Source organism: Pseudomonas sp. BW7P1 (genome assembly GCF_024981055.1).
GTDB lineage: Bacteria > Pseudomonadota > Gammaproteobacteria > Pseudomonadales > Pseudomonadaceae > Aquipseudomonas > Aquipseudomonas bananamidigenes.
In genome coordinates this window covers 5830043-5852072 of the sequence record NZ_CP103374.1, presented here as the reverse complement: position 1 = coordinate 5852072, position 22030 = coordinate 5830043, and the positions used below count along the sequence as shown (strand labels likewise).

Annotated in this window: 18 protein-coding genes; 4 read left to right on the top strand and 14 right to left on the bottom strand. The window is 60.2% G+C overall.

The features are described from left to right. Positions 1-271: 271 nt before the first annotated feature. The 4 genes from NWV16_RS26440 to NWV16_RS26425 all read right to left on the bottom strand — a co-directional run bounded on the left by NWV16_RS26440 (position 272) and on the right by NWV16_RS26425 (position 2997). Entirely contained in the window at positions 272-721 is a 450-nt protein-coding gene (locus NWV16_RS26440) for a hypothetical protein (protein ID WP_260521330.1), read from the bottom strand. Positions 722-749: 28 nt separating this feature from the next. After that, on the bottom strand, positions 750-1310 hold the full coding sequence (locus NWV16_RS26435; RefSeq protein WP_260521329.1) for a hypothetical protein: 561 nt from the start codon (positions 1308-1310) through the stop codon (positions 750-752). A 239-nt stretch (positions 1311-1549) separates the two neighbouring features. After that, complete coding sequence (locus NWV16_RS26430) at positions 1550-1912, bottom strand: DUF6124 family protein (RefSeq protein ID WP_260521328.1); 363 nt, start codon at positions 1910-1912, stop codon at positions 1550-1552. 416 nt (positions 1913-2328) lie between these two features. Continuing rightward, positions 2329-2997 carry a polysaccharide lyase family 7 protein gene (locus NWV16_RS26425; RefSeq protein WP_260521327.1) on the bottom strand — a complete coding sequence of 223 codons (669 nt, stop codon included), beginning with the start codon at positions 2995-2997 and terminating at the stop codon, positions 2329-2331. A 333-nt stretch (positions 2998-3330) separates the two neighbouring features. Here NWV16_RS26425 and NWV16_RS26420 point away from each other — a divergent pair, with 333 nt between their 5' ends. Genes NWV16_RS26420 through NWV16_RS26410 form a run of 3 tightly spaced genes read left to right on the top strand, consistent with a single transcriptional unit; the run spans position 3331 to position 6307 of the window. Beyond that, positions 3331-5454 (top strand): putative bifunctional diguanylate cyclase/phosphodiesterase, encoded by a 2124-nt coding sequence (locus tag NWV16_RS26420; protein WP_260521326.1) that lies wholly within the window; start codon positions 3331-3333, stop codon positions 5452-5454. A gap of 40 nt (positions 5455-5494) precedes the next feature. After that, the gene (locus NWV16_RS26415; RefSeq protein WP_260521325.1) at positions 5495-5986 is read left to right on the top strand and encodes a M48 family metallopeptidase; all 492 of its coding nucleotides are present in this window, start codon (positions 5495-5497) and stop codon (positions 5984-5986) included. A gap of 24 nt (positions 5987-6010) precedes the next feature. Beyond that, positions 6011-6307 (top strand): winged helix-turn-helix domain-containing protein, encoded by a 297-nt coding sequence (locus NWV16_RS26410; RefSeq protein WP_260521324.1) that lies wholly within the window; start codon positions 6011-6013, stop codon positions 6305-6307. 115 nt (positions 6308-6422) lie between these two features. On the opposite strand, the gene NWV16_RS26405 is transcribed toward NWV16_RS26410, so the two are convergent. Further along, a complete protein-coding gene (locus NWV16_RS26405) occupies positions 6423-6875 on the bottom strand; it encodes a GNAT family N-acetyltransferase (protein ID WP_260521323.1) in 453 nt (150 codons plus the stop codon). A 257-nt stretch (positions 6876-7132) separates the two neighbouring features. Between NWV16_RS26405 and NWV16_RS26400 the strand changes: the two genes are divergently transcribed. Beyond that, positions 7133-7870 carry a substrate-binding periplasmic protein gene (locus tag NWV16_RS26400; RefSeq protein WP_260521322.1) on the top strand — a complete coding sequence of 246 codons (738 nt, stop codon included), beginning with the start codon at positions 7133-7135 and terminating at the stop codon, positions 7868-7870. A 22-nt stretch (positions 7871-7892) separates the two neighbouring features. On the opposite strand, the gene yccS is transcribed toward NWV16_RS26400, so the two are convergent. The 9 genes from yccS to betI all read right to left on the bottom strand — a co-directional run bounded on the left by yccS (position 7893) and on the right by betI (position 21889). After that, on the bottom strand, positions 7893-10067 hold the full coding sequence (gene yccS / locus NWV16_RS26395) for a YccS family putative transporter (RefSeq protein ID WP_260521321.1): 2175 nt from the start codon (positions 10065-10067) through the stop codon (positions 7893-7895). Positions 10068-10177: 110 nt separating this feature from the next. Next, positions 10178-11356 carry an NAD(P)/FAD-dependent oxidoreductase gene (locus NWV16_RS26390; protein ID WP_260521320.1) on the bottom strand — a complete coding sequence of 393 codons (1179 nt, stop codon included), beginning with the start codon at positions 11354-11356 and terminating at the stop codon, positions 10178-10180. A 156-nt stretch (positions 11357-11512) separates the two neighbouring features. Further along, positions 11513-12850, bottom strand: a complete 1338-nt coding sequence (dbpA, locus tag NWV16_RS26385; RefSeq protein WP_260523587.1) for an ATP-dependent RNA helicase DbpA — start codon at positions 12848-12850, stop codon at positions 11513-11515. 280 nt (positions 12851-13130) lie between these two features. Next, positions 13131-14558, bottom strand: a complete 1428-nt coding sequence (gene mdtD, locus NWV16_RS26380; RefSeq protein ID WP_260521319.1) for a multidrug transporter subunit MdtD — start codon at positions 14556-14558, stop codon at positions 13131-13133. A 200-nt stretch (positions 14559-14758) separates the two neighbouring features. Beyond that, a complete protein-coding gene (locus NWV16_RS26375) occupies positions 14759-16096 on the bottom strand; it encodes a TldD/PmbA family protein (RefSeq protein ID WP_260521318.1) in 1338 nt (445 codons plus the stop codon). Continuing rightward, positions 16096-17538, bottom strand: a complete 1443-nt coding sequence (locus NWV16_RS26370) for a TldD/PmbA family protein (protein ID WP_260521317.1) — start codon at positions 17536-17538, stop codon at positions 16096-16098. Before NWV16_RS26370 ends, NWV16_RS26375 begins: the two co-directional genes overlap by 1 nt. A 282-nt stretch (positions 17539-17820) precedes the next feature. Continuing rightward, positions 17821-19524 carry a choline dehydrogenase gene (betA, locus tag NWV16_RS26365; RefSeq protein ID WP_260521316.1) on the bottom strand — a complete coding sequence of 568 codons (1704 nt, stop codon included), beginning with the start codon at positions 19522-19524 and terminating at the stop codon, positions 17821-17823. Positions 19525-19734: 210 nt separating this feature from the next. After that, entirely contained in the window at positions 19735-21207 is a 1473-nt protein-coding gene (gene betB / locus NWV16_RS26360) for a betaine-aldehyde dehydrogenase (protein WP_065261009.1), read from the bottom strand. Positions 21208-21286: 79 nt separating this feature from the next. Continuing rightward, on the bottom strand, positions 21287-21889 hold the full coding sequence (gene betI, locus NWV16_RS26355) for a transcriptional regulator BetI (RefSeq protein ID WP_065261010.1): 603 nt from the start codon (positions 21887-21889) through the stop codon (positions 21287-21289). Positions 21890-22030 lie beyond the last annotated feature (141 nt).

Below are 22030 nucleotides of genomic sequence, written 5' to 3'. Positions count from 1 at the left end.
TGTTAACTGAAACTGTCAGAGTTGACAGTTTTTTATGATTTTTTGAATTGGGTGTTATTCAGTCCGGCAATATCGAAACAGGATTGGGTGGGTGGCTTTTCACATTTTTTGATAAGAAATGGTTCAAGCAATGGGATCAACCAAAGAACCCACCATGGGTGGGTTTTTTGGTTTCTCGCTTGCAGAGATTACATTATTTCAATAAATACATCCGTCCCCTTATCGTACTTTGCTTATCGTCTATCGGGTCCTTATCGGGGGCGTACAGAACCTAACACCAGAATGCGTAGCAAGAACGAGTGACCGCGTAAACCACGTTTGCAAGCGATATTTCTGCCCAGATTTCATAGCCAGGATCGTTTCTAAAACCCTGGATATTATTTTTGGTATCTTCATATGGCAGGTTAAACATAGTTGCAGAGTTCGGGGAGGTGATCGTCACCGGAGCAAATGTAATTGTTGGCTGTGACGGGCTGTAAGGTTGGCCATTAGGTAACATGACGAGGTCTGCATATATTGTGAGGAGGCTGCCAGGAACAACGTTTGGTGTGGGTGGAAAAATGAAGCGTGTTCCCGAAGCCTTTTTATAGGGGCCGAGATTTCTTTGAAAACCGGCCGGCAGAATATTTCCGTTGGCTCCCGGCGTTCCAGGGGGAAGAAGCTCAGGAGATTGCAAAGCTTGCGCAATGAAGAATGGAGGAGGGGTGCTGGGAGTTGCCATGACGTTCACCTTTCATGCTGTTGGGTTGTTATTCTTGTGTGGATGTTAAATCAATTAAGATGTGAGTAGGAGGTGGAAGTATTTGGTCCTTCTTAACAGGCCTAATATCTGCAGGAGCCTGATAGGTACTTCCGCCTCCTCTAATGGATGGGACTAATCCATATATTATATAGTTTGCATCGATAAAGGCTGTACCGTAAGGATCAATAGTGATCAAAGATCCTAAAGATGGAAATACGGGGTTTTGGGGTTGTTGGGGTTGTTGGGGTTGTTGGGGCGGTTTTGACAGGTCGTTCCCCGTATCATTCGGGTCGTGTATTGTAAAATATCCACTTCCATTGTTGTGGAATTTGCTGACTATAAGAGCCTTATCATAAAATTTTTCATCAAGATTCAATTTTTTTATGTTTTCGATTTTCACTGTTTTTTTAATGTTTGTAGTATCCCTTATCACTACAAGTCGTTGTTGCCCATCAATGGACTCGATTTCACCGTCCACAACTTTTAATCTTCCATTTTCTGAAACCACGGCACTGATTGGGGCGTCAACCGTATAATAGATTTTTGGCTGAATCTGTGAGTCACTCATTTTTTCAATCTCCTGGAGGGGTGTTGCATAAGATTGAATTTTTTTTGTTAACTGAAAACTGTCAAAGTTGACAGTTTTTTATAATTTTTTGAATTGCGCGTTATTCAGTTCGGCAATATCGAAACAGGATTGAGCGGGCGGCTTTTCACATTTTTTGATAAGAAATGGTTCAAACAATGGGATCAACCAAAGAACCCGCCATGGGTGGGTTCTTTGGTTTCTCGCTTGCCGTTCAGTGATTACATTTTTGGCTCGACGTGATCCAACGCCTGACTCACCGCCAATTCCCCCAGCATCACCACTTGCGCGATGCCCAGCGCGGTCTTGCGGTGGGAGGGCGGGAGAATCGCGGCGAAGTTGTTGAGCATTTCGCTGGCGGAGCCGAGGGTTTCGCTGGCGTTGGCCAGCAGGGATTCGGTGTTGTAGGCGGGGTTGGCGAGGAACATGGGGGCGGGTTCGTTGACCGTGGCCATGACGCGGGCGCCGGGGCAGAGGTAGTGGTCGAGGGCGCGTTCGGCGGCTTCGTTGAGTTTTTTGGGGTCGAGGGGATCGTAGGGGGAGGCCGGATCGGTTTCTGGCGGGTTAGGCGTAGGTTTGAACATATGCTGAAAACTCCTGTAAGGAGCTGCCGGTCCTTCCCTACTAAAAGAAGGGTGGCAGCTGTGCGCAGGTTAGTAGACCGGGGAGTATTCAGCATTGACCGGCGCGCCGAAGCGCCCTGCGCACAGCCACCATCACAGTCAGACTGGAATGTCTGATGGACAGCGTGTTGCACCTGACTGAAAACACCACGGGCTACTAAACCCGATCACTGCGAATCAGTGACCCGAATCAAGTTACCGATGGCCCTCCAGGCGCACAAGCCGGCGGATTCTGGCGCAGCGGTAGGCCGCGACGCAAGCCGTTGTAGGCTTCGGGACGTTGCGCCGGGCTGGTTTAAACATAACCGTTTAAATATCAGCGCTGCCGCAGCCGCCATCGCTGGCAAGTCGAATCGTCGCACCGCAGCTCCCACAGGTTATTTGTTGTGGTCAATGTCCAGTTTTGAGAACGTCACCTGCCCACCCTCGCTGGTGTACCCGGTGTTGTCCTGCACATACACGCCGGCCTTGAAATACAGCGGCCTGTTGCGCCAGGTCGCGCTGATCTGCGAATCCCACTGGTACCCGGCTGCGCTGATGCCCAGCGCGCCACCGGGGCTCAGGTGAATGAGGTAGTTGAACTCGCGATCCAGTTTGATCCCGGTCGCCAGGGTAATCACCCGGCCTTCGTCATCATCCGGGTGCATCCGCACCTTGATCACCAGGTTGCCGGACTCCAGTTTGCTCTTGTATTGATACTCCAGTTTCACCAGCGGCTTCTGGCTTTCATAGGCGTGGATCTGGCCGATGACGATCTTGCCGGAGCTGGGCACCTTGTTGACCGCGAGGGTCGCGCGCAGCAGGTTGTCGGCGTCCGGGTAGTACCAGTTGCGCAACGTGCCGTTGCTGTAGGTTTCGCGCAGTTCGGTGCGCGGGTAGATGGCGTTTTCGGTTTTCGAACCGGTCACCGGGGACCAGAAAAACAGGGTGCCGGTGTCGGAATGGAAGTACTGATCCTTGAAGCCGTTCACCAGCCGGGAGGTTTCGACGGTTTGCGGCGGGCTGCCAACGGGAACGCTGAGGTTCCAGGTTGCGAGGTCGATCATGTCGGTTCTTCCACTCTGTTTTTGCTGCACGCACGTGCGAGACGCTCTGGCCCGCGCCTCTTGGGGGCGGCCTTTATAAGCGTAGAGGGATTTTTTGTTAACGGCCGTCTGGCGGATGATTGGCGCCAACATCCTGTCGAAATGCCATGTTTCCCGGTTTCCTTGGGCTGCAGGGGTGACCGTTAGTCGGCTACTCATGAGTTTGATTACATGATGGCTTGATGACAGCTACTGCTTTTGCATATCCCGGACTAGAGTGAAGGCTCAGCAAGAGTACGGTTTTCACGAGAAACCGGCCGCGTCCCGTTAGGATGTCCCGACAAGAGAAGCAGCATGGAATGCGCGCAAACCCAGCCAGGTGAAGGCAGCTCCGTCCTTTTGATCGTTGATGATTACCCTGAAAACCTGATCAGCATGCGCGCCTTGCTGCAGCGTCAGGACTGGCAGGTCATGACCGCCGCTTCCGGTTTCGAAGCGCTCAACCTTTTGCTCGAACACGACATCGACCTGGTGCTGCTGGATGTACAGATGCCGGGCATGGACGGTTTCGAAGTCGCGCGCCTGATGCGCGGCAGCCAGCGAACACGGCTTACGCCCATCATTTTTCTCACCGCCAACGAGCAGTCCCAGGACGCCGTGATCAAGGGCTATGCCAGTGGCGCGGTGGATTACCTGTTCAAACCGTTCGACCCGCAAATCCTCAAGCCGAAAGTCCAGGCGTTGCTGGAGCACCAGCGCAATCGCCGGGCGCTGCAGCGTTTGAGTCAGGACCTGGAGTCGGCGCGGGCCTTCAATGCTTCAGTGCTGGATAACGCCGCTGAAGGCATTCTGGTGCTGGCCGAGGATGGCTTGATCCGCTTCGCCAACCCGGCGATTTCCCGTTTGTTGAATGCGCCGGTGAAGGAGCTGGAAGGTCAGGAATTTCTCGATTTCCTGCAGAAGCCGCACATTCCGCTGTGGGCTGATTCCGAGTTTTACGCCAGTTACAAACGTGGCGAGACGCTGCGTTTACATGACGCGCTGCTGCGAACCGTACCGGGTCAGCAGGTGCCGGTGGCGCTGTCCTGCGCCGCGTTGCCGAGTGAACAGCACGCGATGGTGGTGACGGTGCTGGACATGTCGGTGGTGCGTCATCTGCATCAACAGCTAGAGTTTCAGGCCGTCACCGATCCGCTGACCGGGTTGCTCAATCGTCGCGGCTTCTACCAGACGGTGGAAAACCTGCTGTTACGCGGTGAGCGCACAGACAGCAGTTGGGTGCTGATGTACCTCGATCTCGACGGCTTCAAACGGGTCAACGATTCCCTCGGCCACGATGCCGGCGACCGGGTGTTGCGCTGGGTCTCCGAACAACTGAAAGCCTGCCTGCGGCCATTCGACATTCTGGCGCGGATGGGCGGTGATGAATTCACCGCGTTGCTGGACCTGGAGTTTCCCGAGCAGGCGGCGAAGATTGCCGAGAAGCTCATCGAACGGGTGTCGATCTGTCAGCAGATTGAAGGGCTGGATATCGCGCTGGGTGCCAGTATCGGCATCGCCACGTACCCGGATTGCGGCAATAACCTTGATGGCTTGATGCGCGCCTCGGACATCGCCATGTACGAGGCCAAGCGGGCCGGACGTCAGCAGTATCGCTTCTACGATCATGAAATGAACGGCCGCGCCCGTTCACGGCTGATGCTGGAAGAAAGCGTGCGCACCGCCATCGAGAACCGCGATTTCAATCTGGTGTATCAGCCGCAGGTGGCGATTGGCGACGGCAGGATTCGCGGTTTCGAGGCGTTGCTGCGCTGGCAGCATCCGAGTGTCGGCGATGTCCCGCCGGGGTTGTTCCTGCCGTTGTTGGAAGAGGCCACGTTGATCAGTCGGCTCGGCAGCTGGATCTATCATCGCAGCGCCGGGCAGCGTAAGGCCTGGGAGGCGGAGTTCGACCAGGATCTGGTGATCGGCGTGAGCCTGAGCAACACCCAGTTCGGCCTGCCGAATCTGGTGACCGAATTGCGCCAGGTGCTGGAACGTCACGGCTTGCAGCCGCAGCAGATGGAAGTGGAGGTCACGGAAGAGGCCTTGACGGTCAATCCGGACGAAACCCGCAAACAACTGAAGCTGCTGCGCAATCTCGGGGTGCGGGTGGCGCTGGACGATTTCGGTTCCGGCTCGTGCTCGCTCTCGCATTTGCGGGACCTGGATCTGGACACGCTCAAGCTCGATCGCCACTTGATCGCCCGATTGCCCGACTCGACCCGGGACGCTTCGCTGGTGCGCAGTGTTATCGCGCTGGGCAAGGAATACGGCTTGCTGGTGATCGCCGAAGGCGTGGAAACCCTCGAGCAATACCAATGGCTGCAAGCCCACGGCTGTGAATATGTGCAGGGGTTCCTGGTGGCGCGGCCGTTGGTCGCCGAGGACACCTCGCGGTTTGCCGAGCCTTTCGACTGGAGCGCGCTGGCCGGTTGAATTCGCTACACTGGCGGCCTTTTCATGACCCGTGCCGCCCATGACTGCGTTGAAATACCTCCAGGCCTATCCCGCGCCATTGCAGGATCAGGTGCGCCGATTGATTGCCGAAGACCGCCTCGGCGATTACCTGAATCAACGCTATCCAGGCCGCCACGATGTGCAGAGCGACAAGGCGTTGTATGGCTATGCGCTGGATCTCAAGCAAGAATTCCTGCGCAACGCGCCGGCTATCGACAAGGTCTTGTTCGACAACCGCCTCGACCTGACCCATCGCGCACTCGGCCTGCACACCACGGTGTCACGGGTGCAGGGCGGCAAACTCAAGGCAAAGAAAGAAATTCGCATCGCCTCGTTGTTCAAGGAGGCCGCGCCGGAGTTCCTGAAGATGATCGTCGTGCACGAACTGGCGCACTTCAAGGAGTCGGACCACAACAAGGCGTTCTATAAATTATGTGAGCACATGCTGCCGGGCTATCACCAGATCGAGTTCGATCTGCGGGTGTACCTGACGTGGCGGGACATGCAATAAAAAATAAAGAAACGGAGCGCAGGCATGGACGTGAGCAAGACCAAGAGCAGTTTCTATCGGCGCCTGTACGTGGCGTACCTGATCGACAGCGGCCTGGCCAGCAGCGTGCCGGCGCTGACCGACGTCACCGGCATGCCCCGGCGCACGGCGCAGGACACCATTGCGGCGCTGGCGGATCTGGATATCGTCTGCGAGTTCGAACAGCAAGAAGGCGCGCGCAACCATACGGGGCGCTACCGGATTCGCGAGTGGGGGGCGATTGATCGGGGGTGGATCGAGCGCAATTTGCGGCAGATCAAGGCTGTGCTTGAGTATCCCTGAGTCTTGCAGTGCTTTGGCTGGCGCCATCGCGAGCAGGCTCGCTCCCACAAAAGACACGATTCCTTCAGTCGGAATGCAATCAAATGTGGGAGCGAGCCTGCTCGCGATGGGGCCTTCAGGAACGCCGCATACCAATATGCGGAATGTCATCCTCCAGATATTCCTCACCCGCCACCACAAACCCGTACCGCCCGTAGTATCCCTGCAAGTGCGCCTGGGCCGACAGATAGATCGGCACTTCAGGCCAGCGCTTCTCGGCCTGTTTCAGCGCCTGTTCCATCATCTTGTGACCCAGACCCTTGCCGCGTCCGGCCGGCGCCGTCAGCACTCGGCCGATCACCACGTCGCCGCCCTGGGATTGCGGGTCCAGCAGACGCAGATACGCCACCAGTTGATCACCGTCCCAGCCCATCAAATGGCAGGTATCACCGTCCAGATCCTGGCCGTCGGGGTCCAGGTAGGCGCAGCGCTGTTCGACCACGAACACTTCCGAGCGCAATTTCAAAAGGGCGTACAGCTGTTCCAGCCCCAGATCGCTGTGATGTTTGCAGACCCACTCGATTGTCATCTTCCGATTCCTTGAACGTCGTCACCCGATACTAAGCGCCACGTCGAAATATGTCTGTATGGCTGAGAAATCTGTGACATAGGCCAAAATGCCATCATTCCCTTCTGGCGGTGCCGACATCTTTGTGTAATCTGCTGCTAAGCGCTGTGCAACGGCTTCAATGAGCTAATGTTAGGGCCTGGGACTCGCCGTTGGGGGGATCTTGGGGTTTTGACTGAAAACACGCCGGGCGGCCCGCCCGCTAAGGATTTTCAAGCATGCCGCGATTGCATCGAGCGTTGGCTTTGATCGGATTGCTGTTGCTGGGTCAAAGCGCTGCAGCGGAAAAACTGCGCCTGGTGTTCGACATCTGGCCGCCCTTTACCGATGTCACGCTGGTCAACGGCGGGTTGGCCACGGACATCGTCAGTACGGCGCTGGCCCGGGCCGGCTATGCGAGTGACTATGAACAGGTGCCATGGGCGCGGGCCATGCTCGGCATTGGCGAGGGGCGTTACGACGTGCTGGTCAACGCCTGGTACAACGACGAGCGCACGAAACTGGGGCAGTTTTCCGACGAATACCTGCTCAACCGCGTGCGCTTTCTCAAGCGCAAGGACACGCCCATCGAATACAACAACCTGCAAGAGCTGCACACTTATCCGGTTGCGGTCGTGCGCGGCTACGCCTATTCGGCGCCGTTCGATGCTGACACCGCATTGCAGAAGGTTCCTGTGCATAACTTCGCCATGGCCGTGCGGATGCTGGCGGCGGACCGGGTCAAGCTGACCCTTGAAGACGAATACGTCGCCCGTTATTACCTGGCACGGGAATCACCCAAGGTGCGCAACGCGGTGGAGTTCCTGCCCAAACCATTGAGCGAAAACAGCCTGCACATTCTGGTCAGCCTGAAAAACCCGGAGCACGCACAGATCGTGGCCGGGTTCGACAAGGCCATTGCGGCGATGAAGGCTGACGGCAGCTATGACAGGTTGCTGAGGCAGCACGGCATGTAGAGGAGAGCTTCGAGCGACCGCTTTAAACCTCCTTGATCAAGTGCGCCGCCAGCGTCCGCAACGGTCCAAGCTGACGGCAGATCAACGCCAGTTGCGTCTGTACCAGTCGCTGGCCTTCGTCGATCTCGTCGGGCATTTGCTCAAGCTCGTTGGCCAGCGCTTCTTCTTCATCGCTCTGGATTGCGATCGGCGTTTTGCTCGCCAGACCCTGGGCGATTTCGTCGATGCTGCTGGCCAGTTTCACTCCCGCGCCATCGATCAGATGCTCACGCACCTCGGCCGGCAACTGGGTTTCCCGGTGCGCGCCAAGGCCCGACAGGTAGCTGAGCAAGGTGTGCGACAGCACCAGGAAGCGGAAACCTACATCGGCTTCTTTACGGAAATGCCCCGGCTCCATCAGCATGTTTGCCAGCGTGGTCGACAACGCCGCGTCGGCGTTGTGCGCGTTGCGCCGAGCGAGGCGATAGGCGAGGTCGTCGCGCTTGCCGGCGGCGTATTGCTGCATGATCTGGCGCAGGTAGATGCTGTTGCAGGTCAGGGTGTTGGCCAGCACCTTGTTCAGGCGCCGACCCTGCCAGTCCGGCAGGAACAGAAATACGGTCAGCCCCGCGATCAGACTGCCTAGCAGGGTATCGAACAGCCGTGGCACGAACAGCCCGTAGCCGTCGCCGACCTGGTTGAAGCAGAACAGCACCATGATCGTGATTGCCGCGGTGGCTACGGTGTAGCGGGTCGTGCGGTTGGTAAAGAACACCACACCGGCGGCGATGGCGAAACACGACTGCACCAGTGGGCTGGGGAACAGATCGAACAGCGCCCAGGCGATGGTCAGGCCGATGGCGGTGCCGAGAATCCGCTGGCCGAGCTTGCGTCGGGTGGCGCCGTAGTTCGGCTGGCAGACGAACAGCGTGGTGAGGATGATCCAGTACCCCTGCGACGGGTGAATCAGATGCACCATGCCGTAGCCGATGCTCAACGCCAGCGGTAGGCGCAGGGCGTGGCGGAACAACAAAGACGTCGGTGTCAGTTGGGTGCGCAGGCGAGTCAGCACATCCTTGAAGTTGCGCGGCGAGCGGTCGAGCAGGCTGCTGTCGGTGGCGTCGGCCAGCGCATCGGGGTTGCTCGCGTCGCTGAGCAAGCGGTCGAGGGTGCCGAGGTTGGCCGCCAGCGCGCGCAGCGAACGCAACAGGCCGCGCCAGGCCGGGTTGCTCTGGATGCGCAGGTGTTCGAGGGAGGCGTGCAGGTCGTTCAGGGCTTCGGCAAAACCGGCGTCGTAGACGAACGGCTGGCGCATCTGGATCGATTCGGCCAGCGCCCGGCAGGCCTTGCCTTGCTGGCGCAACAGACGCTGGCAGCGGAACAGTACGTCGCTGTGAAAAAACGCTTCGGCCAGTGCGTTGTAAGGGTAGTGCGAAGAGCTGGCGCGTTCGTGGATGTCCTGCGCCAGAAAGTACAGCTTGAGGTAACGACTGACTTTCGAGCCGGGGCGGCCATTGCCGACCCGATGGAGAATGATTTCCTTGGCGCTGTTCAGTGCCGCGACGACGCGGCCGTTCTGTTGCGCGAGTTCCAGGCGCCGCGCTTCAACGTCCAACTGACGGATCGGCTCGAACAGCGAGGCTTTCAACTTCAGGTAATAACCCAGTTCACGGAACAGCCGCGCCAGGCTCTGCTGCACCGGCTGGTTGGAAAACATCGCCTGCCACAGCACCGACAGCAAGCCGTACCACGCGGCACCGGCCACCAGCAGCATCGGTTCGTGCCAGAAATCCGTGACCGCGCCGCCGCGCTGGTCGACGCCGATCATGGTGTAGACGGAGAGGATCAGGGTCGCTGAGGCAATCGCCCCGTAACGCTCACCGAGCGCACCGAGCATGGTCAGGCCGAAACTGGCCAACGCCAGGGCGATGACAAAAACGATGGGGTAGGGGAAGAGCAATTCCACCGACAGTGCCGCGACGCTGAAACACACCAGCGTCACCGCCAGTGCATTGAGGCGGCCCTGCCAGCTGTCGTCGGTCTCGGCCAGGGCGCTGGCGATGATCCCGAGGAACAACGGGATCAGCAGCCCCATTTCATCCTGATACCAACACAGCGCCATGCTGCCGGTCAGGGCGATGAACACCCGCACGCTGTAGCTGAATTTATCCAGCGCCCACAGGCGCCGCAAAGACTGACGAAACGAGGTCGAGGACATGAAGTGCGAAGGCCTTCCGAGGCGATGCCGCTAAATTGAGCCAGTAATGACGTCGACGCAATGGCGCCGATCACATCCGACAGCAAAAAGTGTTCCGCACGGTCTTCAAGTCAGACGTATTGCGCTGCCGCGTAACCCGATGCCCAGGCCCACTGAAAGTTGAAGCCGCCCAGATGTCCGGTGACATCCAGCACTTCGCCGACAAAGTACAGGCCCGGGCTTTTCAGCGATTCCATGGTCTTGGACGACACTTCACGGGTGTCGACGCCGCCGAGGGTGACTTCGGCGGTGCGGTAGCCTTCGGTGCCGGCCGGGACGACTTTCCAGCTGCCGAGCTTCTCGGCGATGTCCGCCAGTTCGGCGTGGGTGTATTGCTTCATCGGTTTGGAGACGAACCAGTTGTCCGCCAGCAGGTTGGCCATCTTCTTGGTGAAGATTTCCCCGAGCAGGGTTTTCAGTTCGCTGTTCGGGCGCTCGGCGATTTGCTGTTGCAGCCAGCTTGCGGCGTCGTGGTCGGGCAGCAGGTTGATCTCGACGGTGTCGCCCGGCTCCCAGAACGAGGAAATCTGCAGAATCGCCGGGCCGCTGAGGCCACGGTGGGTGAACAGAATGTTCTCGCGAAAGCTCTGGTCGTTGCAGCTGACCAGGCAATCCACCGAGGTGCCGGACAACTCGGTGCATAGCTCCTTGAGCTGATCGGTGATGGTGAACGGCACCAGCCCGGCGCGGGTCGGCAGCAGCTCGTGGCCAAACTGTTTGGCGACCTGATAGCCGAAACCGGTGGCGCCCAACGTCGGGATCGACAGGCCGCCGGTGGCGATCACCAGCGACTGGCACTGGATCTGGCCGAGGGTGGTGTCGAGCAGATAACCGCTTTCGACTTTCTCGATGGTCTGGATCGAGGTGTCCAGATGCAGGTTGACGCCGACCTGATCGCACTCGTCCAGCAGCATGCCGAGGATGTCGCTGGATTTGTTATCGCAGAACAACTGACCAAGTTTTTTCTCGTGATACGGCACGCCATGCTTGGCGACCATGCCGATGAAATCCCACTGGGTGTAGCGGGCCAGCGCGGACTTGCAGAAGTGCGGATTCTGCGAAAGAAAATTGCCCGGCTCGGTGTACAGGTTGGTGAAGTTGCAGCGCCCGCCGCCGGACATCAGGATTTTCTTGCCGGCCTTGTTCGCGTGGTCGAGCAGCAGCACCTGACGCCCGCGCCCGGCGGCGGTCAGTGCACACATCAACCCTGCGGCGCCGGCGCCAATGATCACGACTTCGGTAGAGCGCAAAACGGTGTCCTCACACAAAATTCAAATTCACCGGAAACCAATGTGGGAGCGAGCTTGCTCGCGATAGCGGTGTGTCAGTCACAAAGATATCAACTGACAGATTGCAATCGCGGGCAAGCCCGCTCCCACAAGGATCTACTTTGGATGGTAGATCGTTTACAAAGCCCGAACGCGCAGCGAACGGCCCTTGATCTTGCCGTTGTTCAAACGCTGCAGTGCCTGCATGACCACGGTGCGCTCCACCGCCACGTAGGACTGGAAGTCGAAGATCGCGATCTTGCCGACCTTCGCGCCCGGAATGCCGGCTTCCCCGGTCAGTGCACCCAGAATGTCGCCCGGACGTACCTTGTCCTTGCGCCCGCCAGCGATGCACAGCGTGCTCATCGGTGGTTGCAGCGGGGCACCGCCCTGGGATTTCAGGTTGTCCACCTGATCCCAGTTCAGCGGGGTTTTCTGCAGTTGTTCGATGGCTTGCGCGCGATGCGCTTCCGATGGCGCAACGAGGCTGACCGCGATGCCTTTCTCCCCGGCCCGACCGGTACGGCCGACGCGGTGAATGTGGATTTCCGAATCCCGGGCCAGCTCGACGTTGATCACCATGTCCAGCGAATCGATGTCCAGGCCACGGGCCGCGACGTCGGTGGCCACCAGCACCGACGTACTGCGGTTGGCGAACATCGCCAGTACCTGATCGCGGTCACGCTGCTCCAGATCGCCGTGCAGGCCGACGGCGGAAATGCCCTTGGCGGTCAGGTGATCGACGGTTTCCTGCACTTGCTGCTTGGTGAAGCAGAAGGCGACACAGGATGCCGGACGGAAGTGATAAAGGACTTTGGTGACCGCGCTCATGCGCTCTTCCGGGGAAATCTCGTAGAAGCGCTGCTCGATCTGGGTGTCGTCGTGAAACGCTTCGGCCTTCACCGTTTGCGGATCACGCATGAATTTCGACGCCAATTGCTTGATGCCCACCGGGTAGGTCGCCGAGAACAACAGGGTCTGACGACGTTCCGGGGTCTGCTGGATGATGTCTTCGATGGCGTCGTAAAAACCCATGTCGAGCATGCGGTCGGCTTCGTCGAGGACCAGCGTGTTGAGGCCGTCGAGCGCCAGCGAACCCTTGCGCAGGTGCTGCTGGATACGCCCCGGAGTGCCGACGATGACGTGCGCGCCGTGCTCCAGCGAACCGATCTGCGGGCCGAACGGTACGCCGCCGCACAGGGTCAGGACCTTGATGTTGTCTTCGGCGCGGGCCAGACGGCGGATTTCCTTGGCGACCTGGTCGGCCAGCTCGCGGGTCGGGCAAATGACCAGTGCCTGGCAACCGAAGTAGCGCGGATTGATCGGGTTCAGCAGGCCGATGCCGAACGCAGCGGTCTTGCCGCTGCCGGTCTTGGCCTGGGCGATCAGGTCCATCCCCTTGAGGATCACCGGCAAGCTCTGCGCCTGGATCGGCGTCATCTGGGCGTAACCGAGGGATTCGAGGTTAGCCAGCATGGCGGCGGACAGCGGCAAAGTATTAAAAGCGGTGGCGATGGTGGTCACGGGACTGGCCTGCAAAACAAAATGTCGCGCAGTGTAGCAGCCCCGTGCCACTTTCCTCGAAAGTTCTGGACGAACAGCGACGAAAACCCAGGTGACAGGACTTGTCCGTGGCGAGGGAGCTTGCTCCCGTCGGGGCGCGAAGCGGCCCTCGCTTTTCTACTGAAAAAGCAGGGGACTGCTGCGCAGTCCAGCGGGAGCAAGCTCCCTCGCCACAGAAGCCGCTCCCCACAGATCAATGTTCGATGTGTTCTTCCGGCCGTTTCGCGCGTCGCCCGTCCTCTTTCGAGAGTTGCGAAAAGATAGTCGCCGCCAGCATGGCCATGACACCCACGGTCACGAATGTCAGTTGAAACGCGCCCAGCACGGTTTCAACGCCATCATTGCCGATCTGCGATGTGAAGCCGCCGAGCAGGGCACCGGCGCAGGCCACGCCGAGACTCAGCGACAACTGCGCGACCACCGACAACAGGCTGTTGCCGCTGCTGGCGCTGGCGTCGTCGAGGTCGATCAGGGTTACGGTGTTCATCGCGGTGAATTGCAGCGAGTTGATCGCGCCGAGAATCGCCAGCAGACACAGCAGCAGCCAATAGGGCGTCTGCTCACTGACCAGGCCCATGCTCGCCAGCATGATCCCCAACGCCAGCGTGTTGCCGGTGAGCACGATGCGATAGCCGAGGCGCTCGATCAGCGGTCGCGCCATCCACTTGGCAAACATCGCGGCAGCGGCCAGTGGCAGCATGCTCATCCCGGCCTGGGACGGTGAATAACCCAGCGCCACCTGCAGCAGCAACGGCACCAGAAACGGCAAGGCACCGCTGCCCAGGCGGGCGAACAGGTTGCCGATAATCCCCACCGCGAATGTCCGTGTCTTGAACAGCGAAGGCGCGAACAACGGATTCTCCACACGTCCGGCGCGCAGCCAGTACGCCGCCAGACAGGCCATGCCACCAAACAGCAGCAACATCACCCGCAGGTGCGGCAGGTGCAATTCGCCGAGACCTTCCATGGCGATGGTGATCAGAATCATCGCCGCGCCGAACAGCAGGAAACCCAGGCTATCGAAGCGCGTGCGCTCGGTGCCGCGCAGGTCGGGAATGAACTTCCACACCGCGTAGCAACCGATGACGCCGACCGGCAGGTTGATCAGGAAGATCCAGTGCCACGTCAGGTACTGCACCATCCAGCCGCCCATGGTCGGGCCGATCAGCGGGCCGAGCAGGCCGGGAATGGTGATGAAGCCCATGATCCGCACCAACTCCGAGCGCGGGTAGGCGCGCAGCACCACCAGTCGTCCGACCGGCAGCATCAGTGCCCCGCCCAGGCCCTGGATCACCCGGGCGCCGACCAGCATGGTCAGGCTGCTCGACAGGGCGCAGAGCAGCGAGCCGAGGCTGAACAGCAGGATCGCACCGAAGAAGATTTTCTTGGTGCCGAAGCGGTCGGCGATCCAGCCCGAGGCCGGAATCAGCAACGCGACGGTGAGCATGTAGGCAATGACCACGCCCTGCATCCGCAGCGGGTCTTCGGCCAGGTCCCTGGCCATGGCCGGCAGCGCGGTATTGAGAATGGTCCCGTCGAGGGATTGCATGAAGAACGCGATGGCGACGACCCACGGCAACCAGCGGGCGGTAATGGCGTCGAGCGGCGGGCGGTTGGGCATGGAACCTCTGGTGGCTTGTTAGTCCGAATGCATGACTGAACCTTAAAGTCTGTGGCGAGGGAGCTTGCTCCCGCTCGACGGTGAAGCCGTCGTAAATCCTGCCTGTGCGGTATTGCTGGAAAGTCGCATCGGCAGGTATTGGGGCTGCTGAGCAGCCCGGCGGGAGCAAGCTCCCTCGCCACAGTTGTTGCGTGCTGCTTTTACAGGGTCAGGGTCAGACGGCTTACCAGCGCCCCCGGCAGCAACGCCGATGAGGTGTTGCGCTGGCTGTAGGTACCCGGCGACAGCAGCAACTCCCGCTCGGCGGTCAACGCTTCCAGCTGCGAACCCAGCAGGCTGTAGGCGCTGTCGTCGAAACGCATGGTGCTGACCGGCGCCTGGATCTCACCGTTTTCTACCCAGAACGTGGCAAACCGGGTCATGCCGGTCAGGCGCGCTGCCGGTTGATCGGAGAAGTTCAGGTACCACAGATTGCTGATGTACAGACCGGTGCCCAACTGCTTGAGAATCTCGGCTTGCGGCAGATCGCCCGCCGCCATGTTCAAGGCGCTGGGTGATTCTCCGCCGCTGGCGCCGTTGGCCGTCAGACCGTATTCGGCGGCGCTGCGTGACCCCACCAACTGATCGCCCGCTTTGCCTTCGATGATCAACCGCAGATCGCTGCGCGGATAACCTTCACCGGAAAACGCCGGGCTCAGTGAGCCGCTGACTTTTTCGTCGAGCGTCACCAGCGGGCTGAACGCCTGATCGCCGGCATACAGCTTTTGCAGCGGACTGCTCTTGCTGGCAATCGACTGCGCCGAGAAGCCGCCCCAGCACAACATGCCCATGATTTCTTCCAGCGCTGCCGGTGCCAGATAGGCGCGGTATTGGCCGGGCGGCAAGGTGCGCAACGGTCGTGCGAGAAATTCGAGCTGCTCGCGTGCCTGCCGGAAACGTGCGGCGAAACCTTCGCTGCTCCACGCGTGCCCGGCGTAGCTGGCTTTCACCGCTTCGCCGTTTTCGTGAAACAGGCTGAAGTCGAAGTTGAAGCTGTTGGCCTGATGCCAGCCGAATGCGCCGGAAGAACTGGCGAAGCCGCGGCTGATGGGACCGGCGGCATAGAAGCCGACCAGGTCCAGGCCTTCGGCTGCCTGAGCGATTTCAGCGACCACCTGCTCGGTGTCCGGCAGCGGATATTCCTGCACATTCTGGCTCTGCCAGCCGTCGTGGTTGAGCAGCAGGTAGGGATCCTGTGGCAGCAGCGGCAGGGTTTCGCGCAGTTGTTGCAGGCCCTCGGCCAGCCGTTGCAGGTCGGTGGACTGCTCGCCGGAGAGGGTGATGTGCAGGTCGGCATGGCGACCGTCGTCGATCAGTTTCAGGCCGATGGTCGCCTGCTGGACTTGTCCGGCCTGACGCACTTTGGCGTGGTTGAAGCGTACGAAGGCCGACGATTCGGCGTCGTAACTCAGGGTGAACTGTTCCGGCTCGCGCACGGCATCGCGCAGCCAGTTGACCAGCACCTTGAAGGTCTCGACCTGGCTTTTGGAAATACTCATCAGGCGTCTCCCCCAAACACATCAACATTGCTGAACACGCAGGCCGGTGAAGCGTGGCCGACGCGGATCACCTGGTTCGGTTCGCCCTTGCCGCAGTTCGGCGTGCCCAGCACCCGGGTGGTGCCGGCGTTGCCCACGGCGCGCAGGCTCTTCCAGAAGTGCGCGGAAATGCCCCGGTAGTTCGGATTCTTCACCACACCCTTGAGTTCACCGTTTTCGATCAGCTGGCCCCATTCGCAACCGAACTGGAATTTGTTGCGTGCGTCGTCGATCGACCACGAACGGTTGGTGCTCATCAGGATGCCGTTTTCGATACCGCCGATCAGTTGCTCCAGAGACTGATCACCCGGCTCGATGTTGAGGTTGGCCATGCGGTCGATCGGCGGTCGGTTCCAGCCGCAGGCGCGGCTGTTGGCGACGCCGTCGAGACCGGTGCGGAACTGTGAAAGCGCTCCGCCCAACGGCCGTACCAGCAGGCCCTCGCGAATCAGGAACTGTTTGCTGGCCCTGGAGCCGTCGTCATCGTGGCCGTAACTGGCCAGCTCTTCGGGGATGTCCGGATCGAAGGTCACGTTGAGCAGTTTCGAGCCGTATTGCAGGCTGCCGAAATCCGAGGCTTTGACGAAACTGGTGCCGGCGTAATTGCGCTCGTCGCCGAGGATCCGGTCCAGTTCCAGCGGGTGGCCGATGGATTCGTGGATCTGCAGCATCATCTGGTCGGGCATCAGCAGCAGATCGCGGGGGCCTTGCGGGGTGTTCGGCGCGAGCAGCAGTTGCAGCGCCTGATCGGCGACTTGCGGGCCGGCGCCGATAAGGCCGCAGCGGCTGATCACGTCGGCACCGCCCTGCTGGCCGAAGTTTTCGCGACCGAGGCTGCGGGTCTGGCTGTCGCTGCCGTCGTAGGCGGTGACGTCCAGGCCCGGATAGACGAAGCGCTGGGCCTGGCGCAATTCGGCCCCGGCGCTGCTGAGGTAGATCTGTTCGACGTGGGTGATGCCGAGGCTCACTTCCCAGTTCACCAGGCGCTCATCCTTGGGCACCGAGGCGGATTCCGCGCCGAGCAGCTCGAAGCATTCGCTCAGGGACGCAAAGGGTTGTTGAAGATTGGGTGAAAAGTAATCGGCGCGGTCGCCGGACACCGGCTGGTGGCTCAGGTCGAGCAGGGCGTGGGGCTTGATTCGCCGGGCCTGCTGCTCGGCGCGTTCGAGGGCGGCTTGCAGACCTTGTTGCGACAGATCATTGGTCGCTGCGTAGGCTTCGACGCCGTTGACTCGGACGGTGAGCATCGCGCCTTCATCGCGGCTCAGGCTCGGTGGTTCGGCGACGTTCTTGCGCACTGACAGGTACTGGCCGGATTCGCGTACATACCGCAAGGAAAAAAACTCGGCGCCCGTGCGCAAGGCAGCGAAGCGCTGCTTGAGCCGGGGGTGGAAATCGAACATCAGGGAACCTCCTTGTTATGGGAGTAGCGGCGAAGCGGATTCGGCGGGGAGGGGTGAAACGGTTGCGCGAGGACTAGAGTAGGCCTGCGTGGAGGTAGGATCAAGTGAAGAGGGGGTGTAGGAGGATTTACTGTGAAACAGGGGAGTTTGCAGTGAATCGCATGGCCTCATCGCGGGCAAGCCCGCTCCCACAGGTTTTTTGGTAGTTACAGAATCTGTGAACGACGCAAAAACTTGTGGGAGCTGGCTTGCCAGCGATTAGCCGTGACGCGGTATTACGACTTACTGGGCTACAGCACTCACTTCACGCAGCGCCTTGCCTTTCACCGGCGCATCGCCGGCGACGTAGTACGGCGCCTTGCTGCGGGGCAACGGCTGACGGCCACGGATCTTGTCGGCGATTTTCTCGGCCATCATGATCGTCGGTGCGTTCAGGTTACCGGTGGTGATGATCGGCATGATCGAGGCGTCGACCACACGCAGACCCTGCATGCCATGCACGCGGCCCTGGCCGTCCACGACCGCCATTTCGTCGGTGCCCATCTTGCACGAGCAGGATGGGTGGAACGCGGTTTCGGCGTGCTCGCGGATGAACTTGTCCAGTTGCTCATCGGTTTGCACTTCGATACCCGGGCTGATTTCACGGCCGCGGAAGGCGTCCAGCGCAGGCTGTTGCATGATTTCACGGGTCAGGCGGATGCCGTCGCGAAATTCCTGCCAGTCCTGCTCGGTGGCCATGTAGTTGAACAGGATGCTCGGGTGCTGACGCGGATCCTTGGATTTCAACTGGATGCGACCACGGCTCGGCGAACGCATGGAACCCATGTGCGCCTGGAAGCCGTGTTCCTGTACGCCGTTGCTGCCGTTGTAGTTAATCGCCACCGGCAGGAAGTGGTACTGGATGTTCGGCCATTCGAATTCCGGACGGGTACGGATGAAACCGCCGGCTTCGAACTGGTTGCTGGCGCCGATGCCGGTGCCGTTGAACAGCCACTCGGCACCGATGGCCGGCTGGTTGTACCAGAGCAGCGACGGGTACAGCGAGACCGGTTGGGTACAAGCGTATTGCAGGTACAGCTCGAGGTGGTCCTGCAGGTTTTCGCCGACGCCCGGCAGATCGTGAACGACCGGGATGTCGAGGCTTTCCAGCAGTTTTGCCGGGCCGACGCCGGAGCGTTGCAGCAGTTGTGGCGATGCGATCGCGCCGGAGCAGACGATGACTTCCTTGCGGGCGCGGGCTTCAACGCGCTCTTCGGCAGCGCCGACCAGATAACGCACACCAATGGCGCGCTTGCCTTCGAACAGCACCTTGTCGGCCAGGGCGTGAGTGACGATGGTCAGGGTCGAGCGCTTCTTGGCGATGTCCAGATAACCACGGGCGGTGGAAGCACGACGGCCTTTCGGCGTCACGGTGCGGTCCATCGGGCCGAAGCCTTCCTGCTGATAACCGTTCAAGTCTTCGGTGCGCGGGTAACCGGCTTGGACGCCGGCTTCGACCATGGCGTTGAACAGCGGGTTGTTGCCCGCTTTCGGCGTGGTCACGCTGACCGGGCCGTCGCCACCGTGGTAGTCGTTCGGGCCGATGTCGCGGGTTTCCGCCTTGCGGAAATACGGCAGGCAGTCGAGGTAGGTCCAGTCTTCCAGGCCTGGCAGTTTCGCCCAGCCGTCGTAGTCCATCGCGTTGCCACGGATGTAGCACATGCCGTTGATCAGCGAGGAACCGCCGAGACCCTTGCCGCGACCGCATTCCATCCGGCGACCGTCCATGTGCGGCTCCGGATCGGTTTCGTACGCCCAGTTGTAGCGACGACCTTGCAGCGGGAAGGCCAGAGCGGCCGGCATTTGCGTGCGGAAGTCGAAACGGTAGTCCGGGCCGCCGGCTTCAAGCAGCAGCACGGTGACGCCTTCGTCTTCAGTCAGGCGGGTCGCCAGGGTGTTCCCGGCAGAGCCGGCACCCACAATGATGTAATCGAATTCATGGGACATTGAATGCACCCTCTTTGAAAGTTGGTCAGGTCGCCGAATAGCCACTTATTGTGGCGAGGGAGCTTGCTCCCGCTCGGCTGCGCAGCAGTCGCAAAATCTGCGACCGTGCTCTGTCTGGATAAACGCGATGTCTGGAGTCGGGGCCGCTTCGCAACCTGGCGGGAGCAAGCTCCCTCGCCACAAAGGCCCCGACTTCAACGTTGCGTCGGATCAGAACACCGAGACGTAATCGCCCAGCTCGACCTGTACCGATTTGATGCGAGTGAAGTTGTTCAGCGAGCTGATGCCGTTCTCACGACCGACGCCCGACTGCTTGTAACCACCAACCGGCATTTTTGCGTCGGACTCGCCCCAGGCGTTGATCCAGCAGATACCGGCTTCCAGCTGATGGATGATGCGGTGGGCGCGGTTCAGGTCGCGGGTGACGATACCGGCGGCCAGGCCGAAGTCGGTGTCGTTGGCGCGACGGATCACTTCTTCTTCGGTTTCGTAGGTCAGGATCGACATGACCGGGCCGAAGATTTCTTCACGGACGATGGTCATGTCGTCGGTGCAGTCGGTGAACACGGTCGGTGCCACGAACGCGCCCTTGGCGAATTCGCCGTCGGTCATGCGCTCGCCGCCGCACAGAACGCGGGCGCCTTCTTCTTTACCCTTGGCGATGTAGCCCAGCACGTTTTCCATGTGCGCGAAGCTGACCAGCGGGCCGAAGTTGGTGTTTTCGTTTTCCGGGTTGCCAACGCGGATGCGGGCGACGCGCTCGACGATCTTGGCTTCGAAAGCGGCTTTCAGGTGGCTCGGCACGAACACGCGAGTGCCGTTGGTGCAGACCTGACCGGAGCTGTAGAAGTTGGCCATCATCGCGGTGTCGGCGGCGCGATCCAGATCGGCGTCGTCGCAGATGATCAGCGGGGACTTGCCGCCCAGCTCCATGGTCACGTCTTTGAGCGACGAGGCCGAAGCGCTGGCCATGACCTTCTTGCCGGTATCGGTGCCGCCGGTGAAGGAGATTTTCTCGATGCGCGGGTGCTCGGTCAGCCAGGTGCCGACTTCACGGCCGCTGCCGGTCAGGACGTTGAACACGCCGTTCGGCAGGCCTGCTTCGGTGTAGATCTCGGCCAGTTTCAGGGTGGTCAGCGAGGTGACTTCGCTTGGCTTGAAGATCATCGCGTTACCGGCCGCCAGGGCTGGCGCGGATTTCCACAGGGCGATCTGGATCGGGTAGTTCCACGCGCCGATGCCGGCGACGACGCCCAGCGGCTCGCGACGGGTGTAGACGAAAGAGGTATCACGCAGCGGGATCTGTTCGCCTTCGATGGCGGGTACCAGGCCTGCGTAGTATTCCAGCACGTCGGCGCCGGTGACGATGTCGACGTATTTGGTTTCGGAGAAGGCTTTACCGGTGTCCAGGGTTTCCAGGGCGGCCAGTTCATCGTTGCGCTCGCGCAGGATGTCGACGGCGCGACGCAGGATGCGCGAACGCTCCATGGCGGTCATCGCGGCCCAGATTTTCTGGCCCTTTTCGGCGCTGACCACAGCGCGCTCGACGTCTTCCTTGGTCGCACGTTGCACGTGTGCGAGGACTTCACCGTTAGCCGGGTTGATGGCTTCGAAGGTGGCATCGCTGCCGGCGTCGGAGTACGCGCCATCGATGTAGAGTTTTTGCAGTTCGAAACGGGCCATAGTGTCCTCGCAAGTGCATAAGTGGTTGGCCTTGGCCACCGCGATCAGGCTGCGGCGGCGTTCAGGGGCCGAGCGTTTTCTATGTGCTCTGGCTCACCTTCTTGGCCAATTGGAAATCCATGTATTCGTAAGCGATCTGTTGCGCCTGCGCAGTGTCGAAAGCGTCTCCCGACAGCGCGCCGCGCAACCACAAGCCGTCAATCAGAGCTGCCAGTCCACGGGCGGCGCTGCGCGCGTCTTCGAGCGGCAGTACACGCCGGAACTCGCAGCACAGGTTGGAATACAGACGGTGATCGTTGATCCGCTGCAACCTGTGCAAAGACGGCTGGTGCATGCTGGTGGCCCAGAAGGCCAGCCAGGTTTTCATTGCCGGGCCATTGACCTGGCTGGCGTCGAAGTTGCCTTCGATGATCACCTGCAGATGCGCCCGGGGGCTGCTGTCTGCCAGCGCCTGACGGCGCAGGGTGACGTTCTCGCTGAGGACGCTCATCAGATACCGCATCGTGGCGGCGATCAGGCCGTTCTTGTCCTGAAAATAGTGACTGATGATGCCATTCGAGACACCGGCCAGACGGGCGATCAGCGCAATGCTGGCGTCCCCCATTCCGACCTGATCGACGGCCTGCAAAGTGGCTTCGATCAGTTGTTGGCGGCGGATGGGTTGCATACCGACCTTGGGCATCTTGCACATCTCCTTAGGCCTTCCGACGGGCGATGAACGCCGATCGGATCGAGGGCCAGTCTATTTTGTTTTGATTGAACGTTCAATCAACAAAGAATAAGATCTGCGACAAATCGTCGCTGCCTACAGATTTTTCCTACG

Bases quoted from the DNA above. Each gene is read 5' to 3' on its own strand.
- NWV16_RS26415 (WP_260521325.1), top strand. From the start codon at position 5,495: ATGACTGCGTTGAAATACCTCCAGGCCTATCCCGCGCCATTGCAGGAT.
- NWV16_RS26440 (WP_260521330.1), bottom strand. From the start codon at position 721: ATGGCAACTCCCAGCACCCCTCCTCCATTCTTCATTGCGCAAGCTTTG.
- NWV16_RS26435 (WP_260521329.1), bottom strand. From the start codon at position 1,310: ATGAGTGACTCACAGATTCAGCCAAAAATCTATTATACGGTTGACGCC.
- NWV16_RS26400 (WP_260521322.1), top strand. From the start codon at position 7,133: ATGCCGCGATTGCATCGAGCGTTGGCTTTGATCGGATTGCTGTTGCTG.
- NWV16_RS26410 (WP_260521324.1), top strand. From the start codon at position 6,011: ATGGACGTGAGCAAGACCAAGAGCAGTTTCTATCGGCGCCTGTACGTG.
- NWV16_RS26405 (WP_260521323.1), bottom strand. From the start codon at position 6,875: ATGACAATCGAGTGGGTCTGCAAACATCACAGCGATCTGGGGCTGGAA.
- yccS (WP_260521321.1), bottom strand. From the start codon at position 10,067: ATGTCCTCGACCTCGTTTCGTCAGTCTTTGCGGCGCCTGTGGGCGCTG.
- betI (WP_065261010.1), bottom strand. From the start codon at position 21,889: ATGCCCAAGGTCGGTATGCAACCCATCCGCCGCCAACAACTGATCGAA.
- dbpA (WP_260523587.1), bottom strand. From the start codon at position 12,850: ATGCTGGCTAACCTCGAATCCCTCGGTTACGCCCAGATGACGCCGATC.
- NWV16_RS26375 (WP_260521318.1), bottom strand. From the start codon at position 16,096: ATGAGTATTTCCAAAAGCCAGGTCGAGACCTTCAAGGTGCTGGTCAAC.
- betB (WP_065261009.1), bottom strand. From the start codon at position 21,207: ATGGCCCGTTTCGAACTGCAAAAACTCTACATCGATGGCGCGTACTCC.
- NWV16_RS26425 (WP_260521327.1), bottom strand. From the start codon at position 2,997: ATGATCGACCTCGCAACCTGGAACCTCAGCGTTCCCGTTGGCAGCCCG.
- NWV16_RS26370 (WP_260521317.1), bottom strand. From the start codon at position 17,538: ATGTTCGATTTCCACCCCCGGCTCAAGCAGCGCTTCGCTGCCTTGCGC.
- betA (WP_260521316.1), bottom strand. From the start codon at position 19,524: ATGTCCCATGAATTCGATTACATCATTGTGGGTGCCGGCTCTGCCGGG.
- NWV16_RS26430 (WP_260521328.1), bottom strand. From the start codon at position 1,912: ATGTTCAAACCTACGCCTAACCCGCCAGAAACCGATCCGGCCTCCCCC.
- mdtD (WP_260521319.1), bottom strand. From the start codon at position 14,558: ATGCCCAACCGCCCGCCGCTCGACGCCATTACCGCCCGCTGGTTGCCG.
- NWV16_RS26420 (WP_260521326.1), top strand. From the start codon at position 3,331: ATGGAATGCGCGCAAACCCAGCCAGGTGAAGGCAGCTCCGTCCTTTTG.